General features: G+C 35.4%; 18 protein-coding genes and 1 pseudogene. All 19 read left to right on the top strand.

Annotated features, from left to right (window positions below):
- Nucleotides 1-85: 85 nt before the first annotated feature.
- Nucleotides 86-1,521, top strand: a pseudogene (locus EOD40_RS09345) (ABC-F family ATP-binding cassette domain-containing protein).
- A 92-nt stretch (nt 1,522-1,613) separates the two neighbouring features.
- Nucleotides 1,614-1,853 (top strand): hypothetical protein, encoded by a 240-nt coding sequence (locus EOD40_RS09350; protein WP_128194879.1) that lies wholly within the window; start codon nt 1,614-1,616, stop codon nt 1,851-1,853.
- A complete protein-coding gene (locus EOD40_RS09355) occupies nt 1,853-2,254 on the top strand; it encodes a type II toxin-antitoxin system VapC family toxin (RefSeq protein ID WP_128194881.1) in 402 nt (133 codons plus the stop codon). Before EOD40_RS09350 ends, EOD40_RS09355 begins: the two co-directional genes overlap by 1 nt.
- A gap of 61 nt (nt 2,255-2,315) precedes the next feature.
- Nucleotides 2,316-2,768 (top strand): DinB family protein, encoded by a 453-nt coding sequence (locus tag EOD40_RS09360; RefSeq protein WP_128194883.1) that lies wholly within the window; start codon nt 2,316-2,318, stop codon nt 2,766-2,768.
- A gap of 70 nt (nt 2,769-2,838) precedes the next feature.
- Nucleotides 2,839-3,156, top strand: coding sequence for a DUF6660 family protein (locus EOD40_RS09365; protein WP_128194885.1), 318 nt, complete (start codon nt 2,839-2,841; stop codon nt 3,154-3,156).
- A 48-nt stretch (nt 3,157-3,204) separates the two neighbouring features.
- A complete protein-coding gene (locus EOD40_RS09370) occupies nt 3,205-5,376 on the top strand; it encodes a TonB-dependent receptor (RefSeq protein WP_128194887.1) in 2,172 nt (723 codons plus the stop codon).
- A gap of 1,136 nt (nt 5,377-6,512) precedes the next feature.
- Nucleotides 6,513-6,671: a hypothetical protein gene (locus EOD40_RS17945; RefSeq protein WP_164905464.1), complete on the top strand. Its 159-nt coding sequence runs from the start codon at nt 6,513-6,515 to the stop codon at nt 6,669-6,671.
- A complete protein-coding gene (locus EOD40_RS09375) occupies nt 6,661-7,011 on the top strand; it encodes a hypothetical protein (protein ID WP_128194889.1) in 351 nt (116 codons plus the stop codon). Before EOD40_RS17945 ends, EOD40_RS09375 begins: the two co-directional genes overlap by 11 nt.
- A gap of 337 nt (nt 7,012-7,348) precedes the next feature.
- Nucleotides 7,349-7,711, top strand: a complete 363-nt coding sequence (locus tag EOD40_RS09380; protein WP_128194891.1) for a transcriptional regulator — start codon at nt 7,349-7,351, stop codon at nt 7,709-7,711.
- 118 nt (nt 7,712-7,829) lie between these two features.
- Nucleotides 7,830-8,480: a hypothetical protein gene (locus EOD40_RS09385; protein WP_128194893.1), complete on the top strand. Its 651-nt coding sequence runs from the start codon at nt 7,830-7,832 to the stop codon at nt 8,478-8,480.
- Between the two features lie 207 nt (nt 8,481-8,687).
- On the top strand, nt 8,688-9,161 hold the full coding sequence (locus tag EOD40_RS09390) for an SRPBCC family protein (protein WP_128194895.1): 474 nt from the start codon (nt 8,688-8,690) through the stop codon (nt 9,159-9,161).
- Nucleotides 9,162-9,584: 423 nt separating this feature from the next.
- Nucleotides 9,585-10,826 (top strand): ribulose-bisphosphate carboxylase large subunit family protein, encoded by a 1,242-nt coding sequence (locus tag EOD40_RS09395; RefSeq protein WP_128194897.1) that lies wholly within the window; start codon nt 9,585-9,587, stop codon nt 10,824-10,826.
- Nucleotides 10,826-12,211 (top strand): four-carbon acid sugar kinase family protein, encoded by a 1,386-nt coding sequence (locus tag EOD40_RS09400; RefSeq protein ID WP_128194898.1) that lies wholly within the window; start codon nt 10,826-10,828, stop codon nt 12,209-12,211. The genes EOD40_RS09395 and EOD40_RS09400 overlap by 1 nt, the downstream gene beginning before the upstream one ends.
- Nucleotides 12,212-12,234: 23 nt before the next feature.
- On the top strand, nt 12,235-12,897 hold the full coding sequence (locus EOD40_RS09405) for an aspartate/glutamate racemase family protein (RefSeq protein ID WP_128194900.1): 663 nt from the start codon (nt 12,235-12,237) through the stop codon (nt 12,895-12,897).
- A gap of 11 nt (nt 12,898-12,908) precedes the next feature.
- Complete coding sequence (locus EOD40_RS09410) at nt 12,909-14,198, top strand: bile acid:sodium symporter family protein (protein WP_128194902.1); 1,290 nt, start codon at nt 12,909-12,911, stop codon at nt 14,196-14,198.
- A gap of 825 nt (nt 14,199-15,023) precedes the next feature.
- Nucleotides 15,024-18,284, top strand: a complete 3,261-nt coding sequence (locus EOD40_RS09415; protein WP_128194904.1) for a SusC/RagA family TonB-linked outer membrane protein — start codon at nt 15,024-15,026, stop codon at nt 18,282-18,284.
- Between the two features lie 26 nt (nt 18,285-18,310).
- A complete protein-coding gene (locus EOD40_RS09420; protein ID WP_128194906.1) occupies nt 18,311-20,431 on the top strand; it encodes a RagB/SusD family nutrient uptake outer membrane protein in 2,121 nt (706 codons plus the stop codon).
- Between the two features lie 201 nt (nt 20,432-20,632).
- On the top strand, nt 20,633-22,030 hold the full coding sequence (locus EOD40_RS09425) for a Gfo/Idh/MocA family protein (protein WP_128194907.1): 1,398 nt from the start codon (nt 20,633-20,635) through the stop codon (nt 22,028-22,030).
- Nucleotides 22,031-22,041: 11 nt separating this feature from the next.
- Nucleotides 22,042-23,592: a glycoside hydrolase family 43 protein gene (locus EOD40_RS09430; protein WP_128194909.1), complete on the top strand. Its 1,551-nt coding sequence runs from the start codon at nt 22,042-22,044 to the stop codon at nt 23,590-23,592.
- The last annotated feature ends 50 nt before the right edge of the window (nt 23,593-23,642 follow it).

A 23,642-nucleotide genomic window follows, 5' to 3' on the forward strand; every position in this document is an offset into this window, starting at 1 on the left:
TGTGATAACTAATTTCTTTCAGGCTATTTAAAGACACAAACCTCAACGGGTTTGCCTCCTCTATTACTCTTTAAAGAAAGAAATTATGCTTATTTTACAAAACATTAGATACATACATCCTAATAAAGATTTGTTGTTCAGCAACATCAATTTAACTGTAAATCAACACCATAAAATTGCTCTAATTGGCAACAATGGTGTCGGAAAATCAACTTTATTAAAAATAATTGCCCAGGAAATTCAAGCTTCTGAGGGACAATTAAAAACAGAGACAAAACCCTATTATATTCCGCAAATTGTGGGGCAATACAACCATCTGACCATTGCAGAAGCCTTGGGTATTGATAAAAAACTACAAGCTTTACACGAAATTTTAAATGGAAACACTTCAGAAGTAAACTTCAATCTATTAAACGACGATTGGACTATTGAAGATCGCTGTTTGGAAGCTTTAAAATATTGGCAACTAAACGATTTAGATTTAAATCAGAAAATGGAAAGTTTAAGTGGCGGACAAAAAACGAAAGTTTTCCTCGCCGGAATTTCCATTCATCAGCCTGAATTGATTTTGCTGGATGAACCGAGTAATCATTTGGATAGCAAAAGTAGAACCTTGCTATATGATTTTATCCAATCTTCTAAAAGTACTTTGATTATAGTCAGCCACGATCGAAAATTACTCAATCATTTAGATACGGTTTGCGAATTGAGTTCAAGCGGCATATCAGTCTATGGTGGAAATTACGATTTTTATCTGGAACAAAAACAAGTTGAAACTGCTGCTTTACATCACGACATTCACAGTAAAGAAAAAGCGTTGCGAAAAGCCAAGGAAAAAGAACGGGAAACACTGGAAAGACAACAAAAACTGGATTCCCGCGGAAAAGGAAAACAGGAAAAAGCGGGAGTTTCGATAATTCAAGCTTACACAAAGGGAAAATTTTGTTTACGGCAACAGCAATTAATTTCAGTTACGACGGTAAAAATCTCTGGAAGGAAAATTTAGACTTTAAAATTAGCAGCGGCGAACGCATTGCCTTAAAAGGCACCAATGGTTCCGGAAAAACTACCTTAATCAAACTTATTTTAGCTAATTTAGAAACGCAGTCAGGCAGCATTTATAGAGCCGAAAGCAAATCGGTTTATATTGACCAGGATTATTCGTTAATCAATAATAACCTAAAAGTGTATGAGCAAGCCCAGACTTTTAACAACTCGGCTTTGTTAGAACACGATATAAAAATGATGCTCAATCGCTTTTTGTTTTCAAACCAAAGTTGGGATAAAGTTTGTTCCAGCCTAAGTGGTGGCGAAAGAATGCGATTGATGTTATGTTGCTTAACCATAAATAATCAATCGCCTGATGTTATCATTCTGGACGAACCAACAAATAATTTAGACATTCAAAATATCGAAATTTTAACCCGTGCAATCAACGAATATCAAGGCACATTAATAGTAGTTTCTCACGATGACTATTTTTTAGAACAAATAAATATTAAAAGAGAAATACAGCTTTAAGATCTTTTAATTTTTAAAGCATTAACTTTTATCCTGATACAAAAATTTATTAGACAAAAAAGAATTCATAACTTTACAAAAAGATTTTTATTATGAGCTATACTGATAAACATATTATTGAAAATTATTCAATGTTATTTGAAGGGCTAAATTCATTAACGAAAATTGAGTTAATTGAAAGTTTAACGAAGTCTTTAAAAAGAGAAAAAAAGGCTAAAAAAGACCATTTTTTTGACTCTTTTGGTGCATTTGGCTCAGAAAAATCTGCCGAAGAAATAATTACAGAAATTAAAGCTAGTAGAAGTTTTCGTAACAAAGAAATTAAATTATAATGCAATATTTATTAGACACAAATATTTGTATTTTCTTTCTTCGTGGAAAATTAAATTTAGACGAAATTATACGTAAAAAAGGAAAAGAAAACTGTTTTATTTCCGAAATAACTGTTTTTGAACTCCGTTTTGGTGCTGAAAACAGTGAAAATCCTGCTAAATCTCACAAAGCTGTAGACCTATTTGTAAATGGAATATCTGTAATTCCAATTTTTGGTTCTATCAAGAAATATGCAAAAGAAAAAGTCCGATTACGTAAAATAGGAAAACCTATAAATGATGAATTTGACTTACTAATTGGCGTAACTTCGGTTGAAAACAAATTAACCTTAGTCACTGACAATGGAAAAGATTTCGAAAACATTGATGGAATTAAAATTGAAAATTGGTTTCGAAAATAAATACAACAACAAAAATTCCATTGGATAATCAAACTTTAACTAAAAACAACTTATTCATCTAATGGAAACCAACGACTTTTTTAAAGATACTTTCGAATACAATTATCATTTCAACCAGGAACTCATTCAGCTATTCGAAAAGGAGAAACAAATCATTCCCGAAAAATCCATCAAATTATTGAACCACTTGATTAATGCCCAGGAAATTTGGAATGCCCGAATTCTGAATCAAGACATTTCTGTGGATGTTTGGGAAATTCGACCTTTAGAAAATTTGAAAAACCATAATGAAACCAATTACAACCAAAGTCTAAGTATTTTAAGCAGCATCGAATTAAGCAAAAAAATAGAATATAAAAACTCCAAAGGAATCGTGTTTTCAAATACGGTTCAGGATATTATTTTTCATGTGATCAATCATTCTACTTATCATCGGGCACAAATTGCAAGTGATTTGGCAGCAAATGGTATCGAACCCATCAATACTGATTATATCTTTTACAAAAGGAAATAACGCTTCGAAAAAATCCTTTTTTAGGATTTAAATCAAAATATGGGATAGATTTTTTAACTTCGTTGCCGCAATGAAAATAAGTACATTCATATTATCCATTTTAATACTTGTTTTATCTTTAAAACCCTGCTCCGACGGACATAATTCGGAAGATCTGAAAAAAGATAACATTAGTCTTAAGCACAATCATCAGGAAGATCATGATGATTCCTGTCCTGTGACTTGTATTTGCAGTTGCTGCGGAATGTCAATTACTTTCGAAAGTATTAAAATCTATACTTTTAGAGTGAACACTGCTATTTCTAATGTATTAATCTCTTCTTATCAATCAAATTATCAATTTGATTCTGTTGCTGCTATTTGGCAACCTCCTCAATTAATTAGTTAAAAAATCAAGACAATTCGTCCTATTTTAATTAATTAAATTTCATTTCAAATGAACAAATTTATAATGAGCATCATGCTCATACTATTATCATGCCTTGGTGTTAAGGCACAAAAAAGCGATATCCAAATACAGGTAGTTTCAGAAAACGAAGCCGTAATTGGCGCCAATATTTATCTCGAATCAGACAAAAAATCAGCTGTTACCGATGCTGAGGGGAAAGCCCATTTTTCAAATATTTCCAATGGAAAACAAACCATCATAATTACTTTTTTGGGCTTCGAAACCCTGAAAAAAACAATTCAGATTCCCAGCCAAACCGTTTTTGTCTTTCATTTAGAACCCAATGAAAACGAGCTTGAAGAAGTAGTTTTACAAACTTCGCGAACCAGCAGAACGGTTAAAAAAATCCCGACACGAATTGAATTTATTGATGGCGAGGAATTAGAAGAAAAAGCCACGATGAACCCAACGAATATTTCGATGGTATTGCGCGAAAGTACAGGAATCCAAATGCAACAAACTTCGCTAAGCAGCGGAAATTCGAACATTAAAATCCAGGGGCTTGACGGGCGTTATACCCAACTTTTAAGAGATGGTTTTCCTTTGTATTCCGGTTTTTCCAGCGGATTGAGCATTATGCAAATTCCGCCTTTAGACCTAAAACAATTCGAGATTATCAAAGGAAGTTCATCCACACTTTATGGCGGTGGCGCCATTGCAGGATTAGTCAACATGGTTTCAAAAACTCCTGATGAAGATGCTGATTTGGACATCATGCTGACCCAAACCCATGCCTTGGGAAGTACTGCCAATGTTTTTTACAGCAAGCGAAATGAAAAATTCGGGACAACTCTTTACGGCTCGGCACATTACCAGAAAGCCTATGACCCGGAAGACGACGATTTTAGCAATTTACCGCAAACAAAATCCATTTCCTTCAACCCAAAATTCTTTTATTATCCTTCCGAAAAAACTACTTTTTGGCTGGGTGTCAACGGAACTTACGATGACCGGATTGGAGGTGATATGACCAAAATTAAACACGGTCAAACAGCAATGCATCAATACACTGAGGACAACGTTTCCAAGCGTCTCAGCACTCAGGCCGTGTATAAAACCCAGCTGGATTCTATAAGCAACTTCAATATCAAGAATAGTATTTCTTATTTTGACCGCACACTCAAAGTTCCTGATTTTAGCTTTAGCGGAAAGCAAATCAATAGTTTTACCGAAGTAAGTTACGAAAGAGCCGCTGCTAAAACCGATTGGATTTTAGGTGCGAATGCGTATTCGGTGAATTTTGACGAAGCAGATGAAGCCACATTGCAACGCGATCAAAAAGAACTTACCTATGGTTTGTTTGCCAATAGCATTTTTGATATTAGCAAAAACTGGATTTTAGAAACGGGTTTACGTACCGATTACAATCCCGATTGGGGATTTTTCCCTTTGCCAAGAATCTCTTTGCTGTACAAAAATGAAAATGGTTTTTCGAGCCGGATTGGTGGTGGATTAGGCTATAAAATTCCTGATATTTTTACCGAAGAAGCCGAATCCATCCATTTCGAAAATATTCTCGGCATTGACAAAGACAATTTAAAAGCCGAACGTTCTTATGGTGCGAATTATGATCTGAATTTCCAAACCCGACTGGGCGAAATTGGATTCTCGGCAAACCAGCTTTTTTATGTTACTGCCATTAAAAATGCACTGTTGTTAAATAGTTCTAATACTAATTTCAAATTTGAAAATGCGGCTGAAATTATTCTGAGCAAAGGTGCCGAAACCAACATCAAGTTTAATTACAAGGACTTTAAATGGTTTTTAAACTATGCTTTTATTGATACCCGTTTGCATTATCTGGCAGGAAACCCACAAAAACCACTGACTCCAAGACACAATACGGGCAGTGTAATCATGTATGAAAACGAAAGCTGGCGCATGGGTTTTGAAACCTATTATACAGGAAAACAACTTTTATCGAATGCTACTAAAACCCGTGATTATACCACTATGGGATTTTTGCTGATGCGAAATTTCAAATGGGGATCCATCTTTGGTAATTTTGAAAATTTTACAGATAGAAGACAAAGCCGTTTTTCTCCTTTGGTTTTGCCTACGCATGACAATCCCGGCTTCCCTGAAATTTATGCCCCTACCGACGGATTTATTTTCAGCCTGGGCATTATCATAAAGCCTTTTGGGAATAAAGAACATTAATTTACACAACCCAATTCCCCTCTTGAGAGGGGTTAGGGGGGTGTTTTAATTACTTTTTATAACAACCTCTTTTATCCTTTTAAAAGAGGTTGTTTTTTTTGGGCGTTACCTCGTTGAAAAAATTGATTATTAAAGTCTGGATTTTTTCAACGAGGTCAGGCTGTTCGCTGTATCTTTTTATTTTGCTCCCTTCGACAAGCTCAGGGAGCAAAAATAAAAAGGATGCCGCTTCCATCCTTAACGCAAATCCTGCTATCAATAGCGTACAGATTGCTTGTACATTAAGCTGCTCTCTGGCACTCGTTCAATGTCTTTAAATTAATAACTAATTCTGTTAAAAAGGCTAAGCTCCTGAATATAGAAAAGCCACCCCGCCTTCCGGGTACCCCTCCAGCGGAGGGGAAATTACGTGACTTCCCCTCCGCTGGAGGGCCTGTCCCGAACTTGTTTCGGGAGGTGCCCACTTTAGCGGGCGGGGTGGTTCCCCCCCTTTTTTAATAAAGAATACTAGCTAGAAACCTTAATAAAAATCGCTTTCATATTCAAATTTAAAAAACCCGTTGGGTAAAATTGTTTTTGATAATAAATTTTCGTCAGTTCGAGGTCTAATTTTATTCTAAAAAAAGCAATATAAAATAACGTTTATGTTTTGTCAATTATGAATTAAATTATCATTGTTTCTAGTGTTCAGGTTGTCCTTAGCTTCCGCAGTCGAGTGTCAAATGTTTGAAGAATGCGTAAAAAGAAAAGCTGTTTGAGCGTAGCGAGTTCTTTTCTTTTAGCATTCGAAAACTAATTTGACCGACGAGGAAGCGCAAGACTTGATTTTTTTGTTTCTTTTTTGATCAAGCAAAAAAGAAAATTAGTAAACCATAATTTCACATTTAATGAAAACCTCATTGGTAGTAATCCCGCTTTTGGACGGGATTGTATCGAGAACAAGAAAATTTACAATCAAAAACGGTTCTCGATACGTTTTTTGCTTCATTTCATTGCGCAAAAAACACTCGAACTGACGTTTTTGATAATTTCACCCAACGGCTTTAAAAAAATGAAAAATACTACAAAACAATTAAAAAATATTTTATATTTGTAAGTATAGTCTCTTATTTACCAACCATTAAAAACAACTCTTTATGTCAAACTTACTGAACAATCGTGTGAATGCCACTGCAACAGCGGCACAGTTAACGGCAGTAAAAGCCGCATTTCAAACTATTTTAACTAACCTTCCATTTCTGGTAGGACTTACAGCCGAAGAAAAGAAATCTTTAAATGCTATTGATGTCAATTAACAAAGCTTTTGCTGAAGACGCCCTCAATGCCGCTGTAAACAATCCTACACTGGTTCCTGCCTATCTTTCGGTGCCGAATATGCAAAATGACCTGACCCTTTTTACTCAAATGGACGAAATCTCAGGACTGGCAAACCAACTGTGTGAACGCATTGATGATACTAAAATGCTTGCTGGTAGCGAGGCTTACAATGTGGCTTTGTCATTGTACAAATCTTTTGGTTCAGCTGCCGATGCGGGAGTTGTAGGGGCTGACAGCATTGTCGACCAACTCAAACAACGTTTTGCAAGCAATGGTAAATCTACCACTGTTACTGAACCTCCTGCACCCTTACAATAAGAAAATACGAATCTATCCAGCCTCATTCTAACTATGAGGCTTTTTTTACACCTCAAATCTGACACTAAAAAGGCACATTAGGACTATTTAAGGGAGTACCAGGGTCTCTTAAAGGGGGAATTGCTCCCCTTTAGAGTATGTTAGCTCCCTATTTAAAGGTGTACACCTACCCTTTTAGGGTGCAAATACTCATGTTTTTAGGTATGACTACTGACTAATAAAGGGAGTGCTACTCCTGTTTTCAGGAACAGAACTACCTATTTACAGGAGGTAACAGGTGCTAAACGGGGAGATTTGACTGGTATTTTAATTATAGTGATAAAAAACACAAAGCCTTATGACCAATAACAAGACAAAACACAGCCAAAACCGGGGCGACCAATACCCACTGGTAGGTAATTTTATTCATTACCACATTATGCAGCAGCCCGAAACTAAAACGGACATTGCTAAAGCATTGGGCATACTCCCTAAAGGACTGGGTAATTATTTTAAAAGAGATACATTACAATTTGCCGTTTTATGGAAGTTAAGCCTGGTACTCAAACACAATTTCATTGCACAACTGGGCGAATACCTGCCCTACCGTTTTGAAACTATTCGTGAAAAAGCCCTCAAAGAAGAACTGGCTGAAAAAAACGCTCATATTCAAAAACTGGAAATCCAGCTCGAAACCTTAAGAGAAATAATCCGGAAATAACCACAAATTATTTAAGTTCTGTAAGAAATTTTAAATATATTTGAAAAGCCACTGAAAGAAGGCACTTCTTTTAGTCTTTTAGCTGGCTTAACCTTAGTGGCAACCTTAAGCACAAATCATGGATAACAATATTGGATTAGATAATAGAGGGACAATTTTAACTGCATCGTTGTTATTAGAAAATTTGACTTCTGTTTTTCTTGCACAATTACTAGGAATAAAGGATTATAAAAAAACCAAATCTTTTGGAAACAAGAGCGGAAATATCTCATTCAATCAGAAGATAGAATTACTGATAGACATGGACGCTTTAGCAAAAAAAGAAAAAGCCAAATTTTTAACCTTTATGGAAATTAGAAATCAATTCATGCATAATCTTGGCGCAGATGACTTTGTCAGTTGTTTCGAAAATTTAGAAGGAAAAGAAAAATATATTTTATCTCAATATCCACAACCTGATAATTTGAGTCGTGAAGAAAAACTCAAACAAGCTTCTATAGAACTTAGCAACGAATTAATTAAAACAGCTATCGAAATATTTGATAAGGTAAAAGAAAAAATAGGTAATGATTTACGCTTGGAAGTACTTGAAAAGTTTAAAAATGCTTCTTTCGCAGGGATTGCTGAAGTCGAGCAAGTTTTCAATGACTATATCAAACTAAAAAGTGTAGAAACAGATAATATATCCACAGAAGAGTTAAAAGATGTTGGAACAACAATTAGAAAAGTGTTTTATGCTTCATGGAAAAAGCACTTCGAAAAAGAATAAAAGGCAGCCACTAACAGCCGTTTGGCGAGATTGGGGTATCTCACTGAGATGCTTCCTTCGTCAGCATGACAATTTTGCGAAATAAAAAAGAGCATTAAAAAAATTCCCCCCCGCTCGTGCGCGAATCCTTTCGCGTTCGAAATCTCCTAATTTTTAAATTAAGTAAAAAGCAACTCCCGATGATAATTTTAAACCAATATTAATATTATGAAAAAGTTACAATTCAAAGTAAGCATCAATGCCCCTGCGGCCAGGATTTATGATTTTATGCTTGGCATCAACAATAAATCAACTTATGAGCAATGGACTTCTTTGTTTAACCCAACATCAACCTATGAAGGAAGTTGGGACAAGGGAAATAAAATCCTATTTATTGGAGTAGATGAAAAAGGCGAAAAGGGAGGTATGGTTTCAAGGATAGCTGAAAACATTCCCAACCAATTTGTTTCGATTCAACATTATGGTCTTGTTAAAGCTGACAAAGAAATTACAGCAGGACCGGAAGTAGAAAAATGGGCAAACGGATTTGAAAACTATAGCTTCGAAGAAAACAATAGCCCCGATGGCTATCGGGGTACAACCGTTACTGTTGACTTAGACACCTCTGAAGATTTTGTAGATTATATGAACCAGCACTTCCCAAAAGCACTCGATAAGCTGAAAGAACTTTGTGAAAAATAACAATCCCGATAGCTATCGGGACAGGAATATCATAAAACCTTTTGGGAATAAAGAACATTAAAAGAATTACCGCAAATTCGCAAATTATCACAATATTGAATTGCTTTAAAATTTGCGAATTTGCGGTGTTTATTTTTTTAAAATAGGTTTCGGTTTTATTAGTTCCTCTAACCATTAAAAACCGAATTCAATTCTATTCAATATTAACTACTAAGCAACTCATTCATCGGGTTGTTTTTTATTTGTATTACTTTCTATTATTTTCGAATATTATTTATTTTTTTCGAAAATACTGAAATTCGCTTGTATTTATAATTTTAAGTCTTATTTTTACATAATGCCGTTTGAATAGAATTGGTTTAATTTTTAGACCATTACAAAGACGTTTTATCAATATAAAAAATAAGATTTTATAAATACCCAATGGAAAGAATTTTTGCAGAATACTACATCGAAACCCCTTATGCAGTAGAACAAGCCGCAGCAGTATTGGCTGGCGAACAATCTTCGGGAACTTTTGTATCCGTTCCGGGAGAAACCGCCGAGCTCAAACAACGCTTTGCTGCCCGCGTAGAAAATATTGAAATATTAGATTCGGCTGATGAACCTTCGATTCCGGGAAACAGCATTCCAGGAAAAAAATACCAAAGAGCTAAAGTTAAGGTGAGCTGGTCGATTGAGAATTTCGGTTATAATTTGCCTGTGCTTATTAGTACTTTACAAGGAAATCTATACGAAATCAGTCAGTTTACAGGTTTAAAACTAATGGATTTTGATGTTCCTGATTCTTTTAAAAATAAATACAGAGGACCACAATTTGGAATCAAAGGTTCTAAATTATCTTGCGGTGTAAGTGACAGACCAATGATTGGAACTATTATCAAACCAAGTGTTGGTATGGGTGTGGACGAAACTGCGGCATTGGTACAAACATTAATTGACGCTGGTATCGATTTTATCAAGGATGATGAATTGATGGGATCTACGGCAAACTCTCTTTTTGACGACCGTGTAAACGTTATCATGAAGGTAATTAACAATCATGCGCAAAAAACGGGCAAGAAAGTAATGTATGCGTTCAATATCAGCGACGAAATTGACGAAATGCAACGAAAATACGATTTAATCAAAAAACACGAAGGAACTTGCGCGATGATTAGCATCAATAGCGTGGGATTAAGTGCTACCAAGAAAATTTGTGACCAGGGTGATTTGGTTATCCACGGACACAGAAATGGTTGGGGAATGTTAAACCGTCATCCGTTACTGGGAATTGAATTTCCAGCCTATCAAAAAATATGGCGCATGGCCGGTGTTGACCAAATGCACGTTAACGGAATCCAGAATAAATTCTGGGAATCCGATGATTCAGTGGTGACTTCTATACAATCGTGCTTAAAACCATTTATTGGCGAAAACAATCCTTTACCTGTTGTCTCTTCAGGACAATGGGGCGGACAGGCACCGGAAACTTACAGAAGAACCCAAACCACCGATTTATTGTATATGGCAGGTGGCGGAATTTTAGCACATCCTATGGGAGCAACAGCGGGTGTAAACGCACTACAACAGGCGTGGAAAGCTGCCGTTGATGGTTTATCTGTAGAAGAAGCCGCATTACAATATCCTGAATTTGCAGCATCAGTAAAAAAATTCTCGAAATAATGAAAGAACATCCTTTATTATTGGCATACTATGGAGATGATTTCACAGGCTCCACGGATGCTTTGGAATTCCTGACATTAGCCGGTATAAAAACCGTTCTTTTTCTCCGGTCTCCAAATCATCATGATTTAGCGCTTTTTCCGGGAGTGCAAGCCATTGGTTTGGCAGGAAAAAGCCGTTCGATGTCTCCGTTAGAAATGGAAGGCGAATTGTATCCTGCATTCGAAACACTAAAAGACTTTTTCCCGGAACAGGTACATTACAAGGTTTGCTCGACTTTTGACTCGGCACCACACGTTGGGAATATTGGTAAGGCCATCGAAATAGGAAGCGAGGTTTTTAATCAAAAAACAACTTTCATTTCTCCTTCTGCACCGCATTTAGGAAGGTATTGTGCTTTTGGAAATTTATTTGCCCGAATGGGAACCACCGGAAATGGCGAAATCCATCGCATTGACTGTCACCCTTCGATGAGTAAGCATCCTGTTACGCCTGCTGATGAAGCTGACCTGAGATTGCATTTGGCAAAGCAAACTTCGAAAACCATAGACCTTATCAACCTCAACACCATTGAGGCGGGTACAGCAGCTATTTTAGACGAAATTAAAAACAAAGAAGAAAAAGAGATTCTGTTTTTTGATGGATTGAATCAAGGACATTTAAAAACCATTGGGGAAGTTTTTCATCACTTAGCGAAAGAAAAAACCGTTTTTTCTGTAGGTTCATCGGGAGTCGAAATGGCATTAGGATTAGCCTGGAAAGATGAAAAAATAATTAATAAGCAATTTGAATTCAAGCATCCCGGTGAGGCCGCTCCCCTACTTGTTATTTCGGGTAGTTGTTCGCCTGTAACCGGAAGCCAAATAGAATATGCCCTGACAAATGGTTTTGAAGGCATTGCCTTAGAAAGCAAAGTCATGCATCACGACCATCAGGAACAAAGCATTGCCGATGTAGCGGCAGCAATTATTGGCAAACTAAAAGAAGGTCGAAATACCATTTTACATACCAGTATTGGAACTAATGACCCCAGAATTGCTGAAACCGAAGATTATTTAAAACACAGCGGGCTTAACCATAAAGAAATCCAAAAACAAAGCAGTAAAATCTACGGTCGTGTTTTAGGACAGATTATCAAAGAAGTTTTAAAGTCTGTAAAAGTGCAAAGAATCCTTTTTGCCGGTGGCGATACTTCGAGTTATGCCGCATCCGAATTAGGAATTTTTGCCTTAGAAATGATTGCGCCATTAGCACCCGGAGCACCGCTTTGCAAAGCCATTTCGGAAGATGAACACGTAAACGGATTAGAATTAAATTTTAAAGGAGGCCAGGTAGGCGCCTCAGACTATTTTATAAAAGTATTAAAAGGAGAAAAATTAATATAACTCAAATAAAAGAACAGCTATACATGAAAGCAAAAACATTAGGATTCGTCCACACCTCAGCAACATTAGTACCCTTATTTCAACAACTGAGTTCGGAGCATTTAAGTGGCGTAGAAACCTTCAACATAGTAGATGACAGCCTGATTAAAGATGTAATCAAAAAAGGAAAACTAATGCCTAATACGGCAGCCAGAGTGGTGAACCACGTAAAAGCAGCCGAAGAAGCGGGAGCCGATGTGATTTTAGTAACCTGTTCTTCCATTGGCGTAGCCATAGAAACTGCAGCTACTTTATGTACTGTTCCTGTAATTAGAGTAGATCAGGCCATGGCTGACGAAGCCGTACAAATAAGTGATAAGATAGGTGTAATTGCGACCTTGCCTACTACACTGGAACCAACGAGTGATTTGGTACGCAGAAGAGCCTTGGCAGCAGGAAAAAATGTAACTATTGTTTCTAAATTATGCGATGGCGCTTTCGAAGCCCTGATGAGTGGTGATGCGGCAAAACATGACGAAATGGTTGCCAAAGCCTTAAAAGAACTGATGCAGGAAGTAGGTGTTATTGTTTTGGCACAGGCTTCAATGGCTCGTGTGGTTGATGGTTTAAGTGATGCTGAAAAAGTAGTTCCTATCTTAGCCAGTCCGGGAATTGCGATGAAAAAATTAGCCGAAATTTACTTTTAATACCATTCTATATGTGTAAATTTTTTCTTTGGGCCAGTCCTATCTTATTTATCCTTGCTGCTATTGGTTGGTCTTTACAAATGGACAGCATTTGGAAAATTAGTTTAATTACTGCTTTTTCGAGTTTAGCCATTGGTATTGGACACAGCAAACTGTTGAGTGGTTACCAATACACTTTTTGGATTATTACTGCGGTTTGTGCAGGATTGATTTACCCGCAAACCTTTTTACATATTGGTTCGATAGATTTACGCAACAAATGGCTCATCCTAATCATCATCCAGTTGGTAATGTTTGGGATGGGAACCCAAATGAGTATTGAGGATTTTACAGGCATTCGAAAATCAGGAAAAGGAGTCATCATTGGCCTTTTAGGTCATTTTACGATTATGCCCATTACCGGTTTTATCCTGGCAAAAACCTTCCATTTTGAACCCGAAATTGCAGCAGGAATCATACTTATTGGTTCTTGCAGCAGCGGTTTAGCTTCGAATGTAATGACTTATATTGCCAAAGGAAACCTGGTTTTATCCGTTACAGTAACTGCTATTTCTACCTTGGCAGCTCCTATTATGACTCCGTTTTTAATGAAAATCTTTGCCGGAACTATGGTCGAAGTGCAGTTTTTTAATATGATGATGGAAATTATCAAGATTGTACTGGTTCCGTTATCGGCAGCCATGATTCATGATGTTCTTAAAAACTACGGGGAAACAGCCCGAAAAAGGATTGATCTCTTAACTATACTGTCAGCAATTTGGTTAGTGACGGTATTCTTTTTCAGCAATTCATTTAGCTATGAAAACGATAGTGCTGTTGGTCATTTAATCGAAATCAGTTGTTTCATAGCCGGAGCTTTTTTAGTGGGTAAATTATATCATTTAGCTTATAAGGCTTACCCTAAAATCGACAGCCTAATGCCGTATTTTTCGATGTTTGGAATCATTTATTTCACCTTAGTAACCACTGCTGCTGGTAGAGATAATTTATTACAGATAGGATTTTTGCTTTTCATAGTAGCAATTCTCCACAATGGAGCGGGTTATTTCTTTGGTTATTATCTAAGTCGTATTTGCGGTTTAGACAAAAACAGCAGCCGCACCATTGCCTTCGAAGTAGGTTTACAAAACGGAGGAATGGCTTCCGGATTAGCCGGCGCCATGGGAAAATTAGCCACCGTAGGTTTGGCATCTGCTGTTTTTAGTCCTTGGATGAATGTTTCAGGTTCTTTATTAGCCAATTATTGGAGAAAAAAAGCAGAGGTTGAGGAAACAACGCAAACTAGTTTAGTTAGCTCCTAAAGAAGTTCTCATTTCTGCTGATACAAAAAATCATCTGGTATTATTTCAAAATATCAGATGATTTTTTTTTTTTGCAAAATCTCTTTTATAAACCTTTTCCGAAGCAAACTTTTATCTTATTTAAAAGCAATACTCTCTCCTCTTTTAAATTTTTTATTTTTTTTTAATAAAATCAATTAATTACAATTTTAAGCACTTGAAAATTGTTAAATTTTAACTTTAAACTAACAATTCCAAGCAAAAATCCACTTTTAAGAATAACAAAAAAATAAATACTATTTTTTATATTATATGCATTTATAATTTGCTTTTTATATTAATAAAATTATTTTTAACTAAAATTTATTTTGATATTAATTTCTTTTTATTACTTTAGCCTTGTTCTTAATGTTAAATCCCTTAACCCTTAACTAAAAATGTAATCGATTACCTAGTAAACAGCGAAAAAAATTTACTAACCAATGTAATCGATTACCTAAATATCTTATTATTCACTAATAAAAATTTTTACTAACCCCTAACTTTAAAAATGTAATCGATTTCTAAAAAACAGCGAAAAAAATTTACTAAACAATGTAATCGATTACCTAAATATCTTATTATTCCCTAATAAAAATTTTACTAACCCCTAACTTTAAAAATGTAATCGATTTCTAAAAAACAGCAAAAAAATTTCTCAACCAATGTAATCGATTACCTAAACATCTTATTATTACAAATGAAAATTTTTACTAACCAAAAATTAAAACAATATGCAGAAAAACTAAAAAATTACATCACTCACTAATTACTCATTAAATTAAAAATTTCAACTACCAAAAAAATATGGATACAATAAACAGGAAGTATTACTTCATTCTACTTGGAATACTATTTTATTTACCAATGTTTGGACAACAAACAAACATCAAAGGTGTTGTCAAAGACGCTAAAACCGGAATACCTTTACCGGGAGTTACTGTACTTATTAAAAGTACGACTAAAGGTACTTCTACCGATTTCGACGGAAAATATAACATCAATGTTGATTCTAAAGGGACTCTACAATTTAGTTATATTGGTTACAAAACAACAGAATTATCAGTAAATGGAAAAAACACAATCAACATTAGTTTAAACGAAGAAAGCAACCAGCTTGAAGAAATTGTAGTTGTTGGATATGGTACTGCAAAAAGAAAAGACCTTACGGGATCAGTTGTATCAGTAAAAGGTAAAGACCTTGCAGCTTATCCGGTAGCAAACGTTGCTTCAGCCATGCAAGGAAAAATGCCCGGAGTTACTGTAACAGCTTTAGATGGTCGTCCAGATTCTAAAGTTTCAATCAGAGTACGTGGTGGTGGTTCTATCACACAAAGTAACGATCCATTATTTATTGTTGATGGTTTTCCTGTAAGTAATATCAATGATATTCCTGCATCTCAAATTGCAAGTATCGATGTATTAAAAGACGCCTCTTCAACAGCTATTTATGGAGCTCGTGGTGCTAATGGAGTTATTCTTGTTACAACAAAAGCGCCAACCAGCGGAAAAGTTAGCGTTACTTACACTGGTAGTACGCAAATTAAATCTCCTGCAAAATATCTGGGAGCATTAGATGGCTATGATTTTGTAAAACTAAATTGGGACTATGCAACTCTCTTCGGTAATGCTACTGCCTGGGCAAGTGAATATGGGCTTGGAACTGCAAACAGCAGCTTAAATCCAGCTGGTATAAATGCATACAAAACTGCTGCATACAGAGATCTGGAAAGAGAAGTTGTCAGAAGTACAACAGCACAAAATCATAATATTACCATAAGTGGTGGTAATGACAAAACTAAATACAGTGTTTCTTTTGATAAACTAGACGATAATGGTTTAAAAATCGAGTCTTATTATAAAAGAACAAATGTATTAGCAAAAATAAAAAGCGAAATAGCAAAAAACCTTGATTTTGAAGGTGATATATATTACAGTAATCAAGAAGTTTTTGGAAGTGAATCACAAACTAGTTCAATAGGGTCCCGATTAACTAATGCTTCACGCTATACTCCTGTTACTCCTTTAGGAGATCCTACCACTGATCTTGGGCTTTTTGAAACCTATGTTAAACCACAGTATGACCCAATTCCAATTATCAAGGATATTTACGACAAAACAGACCGTCAAAAATACAGAGCCAACCTTGCCTTAAATTGGAAAATTAATGATGCCTTAACTTTACGAACTGATTATGGTGCAACTAAAAATTACAGTACACGCTATCAATTTACCGGAGCAGTTGCTAAAAACACAGTGGGGGTCCAGGGTGGTGATGCTACAATTAGCAAAACTTATGATACAGGATATCGTTTAGTAAATACTCTTAATTATAAATTCTTAAAACTAGGAGACAATCATAGTTTAAATGTATTAATAGGACAAGAGATAAACAGTAAAGAAAGTGAAAACACAAAAATGTCCGGTACTAATTATCCGATTTCATTTGATGCTGAAAGAGCATTTGCTTTAATGAGTCAATATGGAGATCAAGCTAATATAAAAATTGAGAATACTTATGATGTTCCAGGGCACTTAGCCTCATTCTTTGGACGTGTAAACTATGCTTTTAAAGAGAAATATATATTTACCGCAACATTGCGTGCAGATGGCTCTAGTAACTTTGCACCTGCTAACAGATGGGGGTATTTTCCGGCAGCAGCCTTTGCCTGGAGAGCATCAGATGAATCATTCTTACAAAATTCAAAAGTAATTAATAATCTTAAATTTCGTTTAAGTTACGGACAAGTAGGTAATGATCAAATCTCTTCTGGTCTATGGAAAGAAAATTGGACAGGAAGTACCGGATATGCATATAATGAAGTTAACAATGGTATCTACATCCCTTCCACTTCTATGCTAATAAATCCTGATTTAAAATGGGAAACAACCATAACAAGAAATTTTGGTGTTGATTATGGATTATTTGACAATAGATTATACGGAACTGTTGATGCCTATTGGAATACAACCAAAGATCTTTTATTACCAAAAAACCTACCTCCTTACACAGGTTATTTAAATCAAATGGATAATATTGGTCAAACACGTAATATTGGTCTTGAGCTTTCTTTGGGAGGAGATATCCTTAGAGATGGAGATTTTAAATTATCTGCTAATATGAATATTTCTTTCAATAGAAATAAGGTTGAATCACTTTCAGAAGGAATAAATTACAATTATTACACCAGCGGATGGGCATCAACCCAATTTGCACCTATTGGTGGAGATTATGCTTTTAAAGTAGGAGATCCTGTAGGATTGATTCGTGGTTATAAATACGACGGATTCTATACCACTGATGATTTTGATTATAACGCTACCACAAAAACATATACCCTTAAATCAGGAATAGCTGATTCAAGTGGAGTTCTGGGAACTTTCCCTGGTCTTCCGGCTAACTCACCTTATCCTGGTACAATAAAACTTTCAAAAGTAGATTCAACAATTAGTACTACTAAAATTAACGAAACAGATGATGCTACCATCATTGGTAATACTAATGCTAAATTTACAGGAGGATTCAATATTAATGCCTCTTATAAAGCTTTTGATTTATTGTTAGGATTTAATGGTTCTTACGGTAATGACATATACAATGCTAATAAATTAGGAAATTCTTATGGAAACAAATTGCCATTTCGAAATTTCAACACATCTGTACAAAATGCCTATACCCTATTTGATGTAAATTCAAGTGGTGATTTAGTAAGAATCTACGATCCAGCTGCATTAAATGCATTAAATGCAAATGCTAAGACTTATATGCCATTTCATGAAATTGCAGTGATACATTCAGGCGGAATTGAAGACGGATCATTTCTAAGATTAAACAATGTAACTTTAGGATATACTCTGCCAACAGAAATATCAAAAAAAGTAGCTATTCAAAACTTAAGAGTATATGCAACTGTTGTAAATGCCTGGATCTGGACCAAATACTCTGGATACGATCCTGAGGTTGACGCTGGTAATGGTAGAAACAACACTTACCCTACTCCTGGAATGGACTTTGGAGCATATCCTAAAGCACGTACTTTTACTCTTGGATTAAGTGCTAAATTCTAAGTTGGTAATAATTAAAATATATAAAAATGAAAAGAAAAATAATATACTTAGGACTTTTATCTGCCTTGATGTTTACCTCATGTCAGGAATATCTTGAAACCCAATCGGATTCCAATTTTGACTCTGAATTTGTATTTCAATCCCCATCTGAAGCAGATAAAGCATTATTAGGAGCCTATCAATTAGTAAGTTCCGAATCTGGAATACATTCCCTTAGATTATTTTATGATGTAACATCTGTTGGTTCAGACATCGAGTTAGGGCCTGAATACGTGTCTAATACCGGACGTTATAATGGGCAAAATTTATATTATAAAACACCTGTATTATCCGACTATACACCTGATGCCTGGAATGGAATGTACAAAACAATTAACCGTTGTAATGTTATTATTGCGGCTTTCGAAAAAAACGCGGCTTATATTGCTACCGATAAAACAAAAGCCTCAACACTAACTCATTTGTATGGTGAAGCAGTTGCCATTCGTGCCACAATGTATTTTGAATTAACAAGAAACTGGGGTGAAGTAATTTATTTTACAAAACCAATTTTATCCGAGGCCGATTATAAAAATGCAACTTTAACTGATAGAAATACTATTCAGGAATCAGAATTAGACAATCTAATTAAGGTAGAACCATTAATGTTTCGATTAAATTCAGGAGGTAATGCTACCACAGCTGTTCGTATGACTAAAGAATATGTTCAGGGATTAATAGGACGTTTAGCCTTAATAAGAGGAGGTTATGCACTTAGACCTCCTAGCTATACAGGTGACGGAGATGTCATTCAATCACATAGTACTAGAGGAAAAATGGTGCGTAGAGCCGATTATTTAAAGTATTACACGTTGGCAAACACCTATTTAAAAAAGTTAGTATATGAAGGAAATGCAAAATTGGTAACGACAGATACAAGAACACCTGTACAAAAATTCAGCAACCCTTTTCAATCTATTTTCCAAAACGGAATGGACTATAAAATAAGTCCTGAAATGATTTTTGAGGTTAGTCAGACTGCAGGAAGTTCGACAGAACGCCCTTATGCTTTTGGTCGTCCTTCTGGTGGAGGTAGCACGGCTTACCCTCCAAAAGCTTATGGACAAATACGTTTTTTTCCAACCTACTATTTTGGTATGTTTGACAATAAAGACTTAAGACGTGATGTTACTGTTACCACAACAGGACTAGGTGGTGTTGCTGACGAAAAAATGCTTCTATTTAAAAAAGGAAGTACTACATCGGGAGGACTTGCTTTAAACAAATGGGATTATTCACGTATGTCAGATAAAAAATATGCAACCGTACAAAGAGTAGCAGGTATCAATGCACCTGTAATGCGTATGGGAGACATGATATTATTATTAGCCGAAACTTACTCAGTCCTTGGAGATGATACTAATGCCAGAACTGAATTATTAAAAATTCGTCAACGTGCCTTTAACCCTGGTGATTCTGAATATGCTTTAAAAACTACAACTTATGTCAATAGTAAATCAGGAGCTTCTCTTTTAGCTGCTATTCAAGATGAACGTGCATTTGAGCTAGGTGGGGAAGGACAACGTAAAATGGATTTAGTACGTTGGGGATTATTAGGAAAAAAAGTAAATGAACTTCAAATGCAAATGACTTTAATGGCAGATGCGCTTCGTGCTACTGGTTCTTACACTTTTCCAAATGGCAACGTAATTTCCAGCTATATTTACACTAAAACCTATACTCTTGCACAAGCACAAGCTTTAGGTTTAAATGACATCTTAACAGGTAATAATTATGTTACTGAATCAGATCCATTGTATCCTTTATTATTTCCAGCCTGGAGAGGTACTGCTACTGATTGGGTTGCTCCAGCTACCGTTACCTTAAAAAAATCAATGTTAGCTATAAAAGGATTATTTAAACCATTAACAGCTCCAGAAATCACTGCAGCCACAACAGCCGGTTATGCAAAAGTAGCTTATGGTATTGATCTTATAAATGATGTTTCTAAACCTTGGGAAGTAAATACCAATGGAGTATTTGGAGGTTATCTTCCGGCTGATTATACAGCTAATTATTCTCCTCTATATTTAATTGCCATCCCTGCTGCAACTATTCAGGCTTCAGGAGGAAATGTCTCTAACAATTATGGTTTTCCAAACCAATAATTAATTAAAAAACATTTATAAGTATAATAACCCGTCTCGTTTCAGAACAAGACGGGTTATTTTATACAAGATGATTTTTTAATTCTAAAAGAAAATCAAGAATACTTCATAAGACTTTAACTATAAATTGATTATATTTAAAAACCTTTAAAAAAAACACAAATCAAATCTATTAACCAACCTTAATTAAAACCAAAATTTATGGATGTCACAAGAAGAAAATTTTTAACGTCTATAAGCATGCTTGCAGCTTATACAGCATTTCCTCTCAGTTCTTTTGATTTTGATAACACTAAAAAACTTCGAATTGTCCTTGTTGGAACCGGAGTCAGGGGCATTAGTTTCTGGGGAAAAAGATTAGTGCAGGAATATTCAGACATTCTTGAATTTGTAGGTCTCAGCGACATTAATCCGGGAAGATTAGAATATGCAAAAAAATTCATAGGTGTTAACTGTCCTACATTTGCGAATTTTGACGATATGCTAAAAAAGACCAAACCTGATTTAATTATTGTTACCACAAAAGATTCAACACACCATCATTTCATCATCAAAGGATTAGAATCAGGTTATGATGTACTTACCGAAAAACCACTTACTACCGACGAAAATAAATGCCAGGAAATTCTAAATGCCGAAAAAAAATCAGGTAAAAATTTGATTGTAGGCTTTAATTACAGATGGAGTCCTTATAGCACCAAAATAAAAGAACTATTAGCCAATAATACAATTGGAAAAATCACTTCTGTTGATTTCCATTGGTATCTAAACACCTATCATGGCGCTTCCTATTTCAGAAGATGGCATGGTCTAAAAGAAAGTGGAGGTTCACTTTGGGTACACAAAGCTACACACCATTTTGATCTTCTCAATTGGTGGCTTGATTCAGATCCTGTGGAAGTTTTTGCCCTTGGTGATTTAGAACATTATGGAAAAAACAATCCTTTTAGAGGTGAAAACTGTAGAAATTGCGATCATAAAACAACTTGCAATTACTATTTTGACATCACTAAAGACCAACAATTAATGGATCTTTATGTAGCCAATGAAAAATACGATGGTTACATCCGGGACAACTGCCTTTTCAGAGAAGAAATTGATATTTATGATAAAATGTCGGCTCAAATAAAATATGCCAACAACGCCACTGTAAACTATTCGCTTACCACTTATTCCCCTTTTGAAGGCTGGAGATTAGCCTTTAACGGTACCGAAGGACGAATTGAAGCCTCTTTAGATATTCCGTACGATAAAAAAACAAAGGTTGATCAGGCTGAAATGCATGCCAAAGAAATGGAACAATCTGCTTTAGAAGAAGCAAACCATGAAACCATTATAGTGCATAAACTTTGGAAAGATTTTGAAAAAGTGACTGTCCCAACAGAGAAAGGCGGACACGGAGGAGGAGATCAACGCCTACATGATAAAATATTCCGAACAGCTGGTACCGCTGATCCATTTGAAAGATCTGCCGGAAGCAGGGACGGTGCTATGTCTGTTCTAATCGGTATCGCAGCCCGAAATAGTATTGAATCAGGAAAACCAATTAAAATTGAGGATTTAACCGATTTGACACCGATGCCTAACAGAATGAAATAACGTTCTAATAAATGCGAAACAACATACTTGCTTTATATTTCATTATACTTATTTCAACACTAACCTATTGTCAAAAAAGAGGTTCTTGGGGAGATCAGGGAAATGGCACATATATTAATCCCATTATAAATGCTGATTATTCCGACCCGGATGTGATTCGGGTTGGAAATAAATACTATATGATTTGCTCTGAATTTCATTACATGGGTATGACTATTCAAGAATCAGAGGATATGGTTAATTGGAAAATTATTGGGCGAATATACAATCGATTAGACTTCCCAGCTTATGATAGTTTTAAAAGATATGCTGGAGGCAGTTGGGCTCCAGCAATTCGTTTTCACGAAAATAAATTTTGGATTTATTTTTGTACTATCAATGAAGGTTTATTTATGACCAGTGCAAGTAATCCTGAAGGACCGTGGTCTCCACTCCTACTCGTAAAAAACATTGAAAAATGGGAAGATCCTTGTCCTTTTTGGGATGATGATGGTCAAACTTATTTGGGACATAGTGTACATGGTGCTGGTCCCATCATTATTCACAAAATGAGCGCTGACGGAACAAAATTACTTGATGAAGGCAAAACAGTTTATACAGGGCCTGTCGCCGAAGGAACTAAAATATACAAACGCAATAACTATTATTACATAAGTATACCTGAAGGTGGCGTTTCCGAAGGATGGCAGACTATTTTACGTTCAAAAAACATTTATGGACCTTATGAGAAAAAAGTAGTTTTAGAAAAAGGAAGCACGAATATTAATGGTCCACACCAAGGATCAATTGTAGATACTCCAAATGGTGAATGGTGGTTTTATCATTTTCAATCAGCAGGTGCTTTAGGTCGTGTATTACATTTACAACCTATGTTTTGGTATGATGACTGGCCTGTTATTGGAATTGACATTGATCGAAATGGTATTGGTGAACCTGTATCGGTGTGGAAAAAACCTAATATAGGCAGCACATTTCCAATAATTGCTCCACAATCGGATGATGAATTTAACACAAAAAACTTAAGCCTTCAATGGCAATGGAATCATAATCCAATAGATTCGCATTGGTCTTTAACCGATAAAAAAGGATACTTGGTATTAAAAGCTAAAAAAGCATCGAATATCATGGAAGCTTACAATACTTTAACTCAAAAAGTAATGGGAAATACTGGAGAAGTTACGGTTCAAATGGATATAAAAGATATGATTTCTGGACAAAAAGCAGGTTTAAGCAGTATGTCTAAAGTTTACAATTCAGTGGGAGTTAAAAATCATCAAGGAAAATTATATGTGTTTTTTGAAGGAAAAGACAAAAAGTACGAAGAAGTTATCATTCCCAATAAAACTATTTACTTTAAACTGAAACTTGACTTGATACAGCAAAAAAATCATTTCTTTTATAGTATGGATAATAAAAATTTCAAAGCTATTGGACCTGATTTCAATGCCGAATTTGGCTATTGGAAAGGCAGTCGGGTAGCATTATTTAGTTATAATGAATTAAATGATGGAGGTTCTGCAGCATTTAATTTTTTTCATTACAATTATGACGGCCCTAAATAACTGACTCCTTTTTTTTATTTTCTTAAAATCATTACCTCTATTTCTATAAA

Origin of the sequence: Flavobacterium sufflavum (assembly GCF_004016525.1) — a bacterium.
Lineage (GTDB): Bacteria > Bacteroidota > Bacteroidia > Flavobacteriales > Flavobacteriaceae > Flavobacterium > Flavobacterium sufflavum.